This window comes from Microvirga calopogonii (assembly GCF_003347665.1).
Classification (GTDB): Bacteria; Pseudomonadota; Alphaproteobacteria; order Rhizobiales; family Beijerinckiaceae; genus Microvirga; species Microvirga calopogonii.
Window position 1 is genome coordinate 1 of the sequence record NZ_QDGA01000195.1, and the last position, 4615, is coordinate 4615.

A 4615-nucleotide genomic window follows, 5' to 3' on the forward strand; every position below is an offset into this window, starting at 1 on the left:
CGCGGCATCGGTGCCGCGATTTCAAAAGGCTTGAAGGACGCGGGCTACAAGGTTGCCGCGAATTACGGCGGCAATGACGAAGCCGCCAATCGGTTCAAGACGGAGACCGGCATTCCGGTCTTCAAATTCGACGTTTCCGATGCAGCATCCTGCGAGAGCGGCATCAGGTCCGTCGAAGCCGAACTCGGCCCGGTCGACATCCTGGTCAACAACGCGGGCATCACCCGCGACGGCATGTTCCACAAGATGACCTACGATCAGTGGTCTGCCGTCATCCGCACCAATCTCGATTCCATGTTCACCTGCACGCGCCCCGTGATCGAGGGCATGCGCGAGCGCGGTTTCGGACGCATCATCATCATCTCGTCCATCAACGGCCAGAAGGGCCAGATGGGGCAGGCGAACTATTCCGCTGCGAAGGCAGGCGTGATCGGCTTCGCCAAGGCGCTGGCGCAGGAGAACGCCAACAAGGGCGTCACCGTCAACGTGATCGCGCCGGGCTACATCGCCACGGAAATGGTGAAGGCCGTCCCCGAAGAGGTTCTCAAGTCGAAGATCCTGCCGCTCATTCCGGTCGGCCGCCTCGGCGAGGCCGAGGAGATCGCCCGCAGCGTGCTCTTCCTGGCCGCCGACGAGGCCGGCTTCGTCACCGGCTCGACCCTGTCCATCAACGGCGGCCAATACATGGCCTGACCGGATCCGCCGCGTTGCCTGAAAGGCGCGCCTGATGATCAGCTTGCCCCGACGGGAGCCAGGCCCTGCCCGACAGTAAAAACTCCCGGCTTCATCTCCGGGGATTTCAAGCGGGAGGGCTGCGCATTCCTGTCAATCTGTGCGCGGCATCGATCCTCGGCGCGCTCAAGGAGTCCGGCGTCCCGCCGCGGGCCTTGGTGTTTGAGATCACGGAAACGGCTCTGATCAGCAAGATGGCCGTCGCTGAAGCGCTGGTCCGCAAGCTTCGGGAGATCGAGTGCCAGATCGCATTGAACGATTCTGGCTCAGGCCTGAGCTCGTTCCAGGATCTCCGCAAATCCCCGGTCGGCATCAAAGTCTCTCTTGGTCAGTTCTACAACACCGCACAAAGCAGGCCCTGCTGGCGAGCAGTGGTCCGATCGACGCGGACGGCCAAGTTGATCGTTCGCGATCTTTTAACAAGTCGGCACCGAGCCGAAATGCCGCCGTGAACAAAAGGAGAATAATATCCGTTTCCTGTTGATACCGGCGGTTGACCCAATAGCGACGGGTATCCCGTTAGCATGCGCTCCGTATCCTTGGCCTCAGGTGGTCCGGCGACAGGTCAGGAGGGGCGGTATGAGTGGGCAGGCCGACCTGTTTGTCGGGGTTGACGCCCCGTTTGTGCCGATCGAGACCCAACGCTCTCGGGGACCAGCGCCGGTGCATCGGCAGCCGCGGCATGAGCTTGCGGAAACGAGTTCCTTCAAGCTCAATCCTGCCCATTACGATGCCGCGGCCCAGGCATTACAGGAGACGGGTCGATACCGTGTCCTGCGGGAGCTGATGCCGCGTCCGATCGTATCCGGCCGGACAATGGATGACGGCGAGAAGATCGGCATCATTCTCGACACTGAGACAACCGGCAAGGATGCGACCGACGAGGTGATTGAGCTCGGGATGGTTGCCTTCACGTTCAACGAGGCGGGCCAGATCGGCGATGTCATCGGCGTGTTCAACGCCTTGCGTCAGCCTTCGGTCCCGATCAGCCCGGAGGCCATGAAAGTTCATAAGATCACGCCCGAGATGGTCAAGGGCCATGTGCTGGACCTGGACGAGGTCGAGCGCTTTCTGGAGCCGGCGCATCTGTTGATCGCTCGCAACGCAAGCTTCGATCGCCCGTTTTGCGAGCGTCTGGCCCGAGGCTTCAGCGTCAAGGCCTGGGCCTGCTCCAATGCGGAGATCGCGTGGGCGGACCATGGCTTCGAGGGGACCAAGCTCGCCTATCTGCTAGGGCAATGCGGCTGGTTCCATAATGGACATCGCGCCACCGATGATTGCCACGCGCTGCTTGAGGTCCTGTGTCATCCTCTCCCGGATGAGGCGGGTTCACCCTTCGCCCGTCTGCTGGAAACTGCCCGTAAGCCGCGGTTCCGGATCTGGGCCGAGAGCACGCCTTTTGAGCAGAAGGACGTCTTGAAAAAACGGTCGTACCGCTGGAACGACGGCAGCAATGGGCGGCCCAAGTCGTGGTGGATCGAGGTTGGAGAGGAAGCGCTCGAGGCGGAGGTCACATTCCTGCAAAACGAGATCTACAGGCGGGAGCTCGAACCCTTCGTCCAGAAGATTACGGCGTTCGAGCGCTTCCGCTTCTAGTCCTCTCGGCAGCCTTCGTGGCTTTCTTCGCCTTTTTTGAGCCTTTGGGCTTTTTCGCGGGTGCATCGCGCTCGATCACGATGGGATCGGCCCACTTGAGCATGACGGGCATATGATCGGGAGCCCCCTCGGCCAAGCGGACAAAGTCGGGGCTCCTGGCCGGGAACAGGCGGATATTCAGCCCGGCGAGATCATACTGGTTGAGCTCAGTGCAGAGATTGTCGTGATTTTCCGGCTCGACGTAAATCAGGCAGAAGCCATAGCCCCTTGCCTGTGCTAGCTCGACCTTTTCTATCACCCAATAGGGTGGAGCGATGTTGGAGTCGGCGGCGAGGTCAGGAGAGTTCATGGAATTGTCCTTGGACAGAAAAGCTGGCGCTGAGAGGTGGCGAGCGGACTTTTAACAACGGCCTACGGGAAGTCCCATCCTCCTTCAGGGGAATACGCCATTGAACGGTGCAAAATGATCGCTCATTCGATGAGCTACACATGAGATAACGGTGCAAGGTTTACCTGGCCTGCGTCAGTACGCGGCACTCACCGAGGTAGAGAGTCCAGGGACAAAAGGTCGGCGGCTGGTGGTTCGGGCGCCAGCGATCGCAGAGGCCTAGCTCCATCTCGCGAGCATGCTTGACCGCAGTGGCATAATCCCTGAATAGGCGGCCGTCCGAGAACGAGTCGGGGGTGACGTTCAGGACACCTATGATCAAGGTGCGTGTGCCGAGTTCTTTCAGGATCGCTGTCATGGCTTACTTCAGATCAGGAACGGGACTTCTTCTGTCGCGGTTAGCACCAGAAGTCGAGATCTCATCTACTGGAGGGCTCGGATCCACGGGTCGCCGACCAGCACAACACATTCTCGGCAATCAGCGACTTCAGACAGCGTGTTCTTCAGTCGTTCTGTTTGGATCACTGTACCGGCCCTGACGGGGTTCTTTTATAATGGAATGCATTCTCATTGACATACGCACATGGGTTGTCGTTTATGCCCCGCAGAAGCTGATGGGGTGAGCGCTTAGTGAGACCACGCGTTCATTTCTTCCATTTGCTTTACGTTCATCGGCACGTGAGCCGATCCGGTCGCAGCCTACCCGGTCAAAACAAGGAGCCCCGGTGAAGACCCTCGTCATCTGTTCCGGCGGACTGGCCTCCGTCGTGTTCGCGCGCAAGGTCGCTGCGGAGAGAACCCTCGCACGCACTGTGTTCTTTGACTATGGTCAGCGCCACAGGAAAGAGCTCGGCTCGGCGCGGGCCTGCCCCGCGCGCCTTGGCGTGCCACACGGCATCATCGACAACTCCGCCGCTGGATTCTTCGAAACTGGATCGGTGCCGACCAGGGATGCAGCCTGAATGAGCTACGCGGTCAAAGAGATCTTCCTGACTCTTCAGGGTGAAGGCGCCCAAGCCGGCCGGGCGGCCGTCTTCTGCCGCTTTGCCGGGTGTAATCTCTGGTCCGGACGGGAGCGGGACCGGGCCACAGGCGCTTGCCGGTTCTGTGACACGGACTTCGTGGGCACCGACGGGACGTTCGGCGGACGCTATGCCACCGCCGTCGACCTGTGCCACTGCATTGAGGAGCATTGGGGCCCCGGGACCGATCACCGGCTTGTGGTGCTGACGGGCGGAGAGCCGCTGCTCCAGGTCGATTCCGCTCTCATCGATGAACTGCACCGCCGCTCCTTCACAATCGCAATCGAAACAAACGGCACCATTGCGCCGCCGCCGGGGCTCGACTGGATCTGCGTCAGCCCGAAAGGCAGCACCGACCTCAAGATCCGGGCCGGCCATGAGCTGAAGCTGGTCTTCCCGCAGGAGGATGCCCCGCCCGAGCGGTTTGCCTCGTTAGCCTTCGAGCGGTTCTCGCTCCAGCCGATGGATGGACCGGATCAGGTCGCGAACACGGCGCGAGCCGTCGAGTATTGCCTGGCTCACCCGCAATGGCGCCTGAGCCTCCAAACACATAAGTACTTAGGAATTCGCTGATGTGGGAACTCACCAAGTCGTTTAACTTCGAAGCCGCCCATACGCTCACCGGTACCACGCTTGGGCCAGCCAGCGAGGAGATCCATGGCCATTCCTTTCGGGCCGAGGTCGCTGTGCGCGGACTGCCCGATCCTCAAACGGGCATGCTGGTCGATCTGGGCCTGCTCGAGGGTAAGCTCGCAGAGATGCGCCGCACCCTCGATCACAAGTTCCTCAACCGGATCGAGGGGCTGGAGCGACCGACACTGGAGAACATCACCCGGTTCATCTTCGATCGGGTCCAGCACATCGGGCCAGTCGCACG

At 60.8% G+C, this 4615-nt stretch carries 7 protein-coding genes and 1 pseudogene; 6 read left to right on the top strand and 2 right to left on the bottom strand.

Annotated elements, in window-relative coordinates:
* The 3 genes from phbB to DDF70_RS35530 form a co-directional block, all read left to right on the top strand.
* Positions 1-693: acetoacetyl-CoA reductase (gene phbB, locus DDF70_RS35520; RefSeq protein WP_114949155.1), on the top strand; the 693-nt coding region annotated here is incomplete at its 5' end.
* Positions 694-845: 152 nt separating this feature from the next.
* Positions 846-1184 carry an EAL domain-containing protein gene (locus DDF70_RS39450; RefSeq protein WP_425374149.1) on the top strand — a complete coding sequence of 113 codons (339 nt, stop codon included), beginning with the start codon at positions 846-848 and terminating at the stop codon, positions 1182-1184.
* Between the two features lie 127 nt (positions 1185-1311).
* Complete coding sequence (locus DDF70_RS35530; protein ID WP_114949174.1) at positions 1312-2328, top strand: 3'-5' exonuclease; 1017 nt, start codon at positions 1312-1314, stop codon at positions 2326-2328.
* On the opposite strand, the gene DDF70_RS35535 is transcribed toward DDF70_RS35530, so the two are convergent.
* Entirely contained in the window at positions 2300-2677 is a 378-nt protein-coding gene (locus DDF70_RS35535; RefSeq protein WP_114949175.1) for a hypothetical protein, read from the bottom strand. The two genes, DDF70_RS35530 and DDF70_RS35535, sit on opposite strands and share 29 nt — an antisense overlap.
* A gap of 160 nt (positions 2678-2837) precedes the next feature.
* Entirely contained in the window at positions 2838-3074 is a 237-nt protein-coding gene (locus DDF70_RS39455; protein ID WP_425374148.1) for a dihydropteroate synthase, read from the bottom strand.
* 367 nt (positions 3075-3441) lie between these two features.
* Here DDF70_RS39455 and DDF70_RS35545 point away from each other — a divergent pair.
* The 3 genes and pseudogenes from DDF70_RS35545 to DDF70_RS35555 all read left to right on the top strand — a co-directional run.
* Positions 3442-3669: pseudogene (locus tag DDF70_RS35545) on the top strand (7-cyano-7-deazaguanine synthase); the annotation flags it as partial.
* Positions 3670-3678: 9 nt separating this feature from the next.
* A complete protein-coding gene (queE, locus tag DDF70_RS35550) occupies positions 3679-4311 on the top strand; it encodes a 7-carboxy-7-deazaguanine synthase (RefSeq protein ID WP_114949177.1) in 633 nt (210 codons plus the stop codon).
* Positions 4311-4615, top strand: a 305-nt coding sequence (locus DDF70_RS35555) for a 6-pyruvoyl trahydropterin synthase family protein (protein WP_162820890.1), incomplete at its 3' end; no start/stop codon positions are given. The genes queE and DDF70_RS35555, both read left to right, overlap by 1 nt.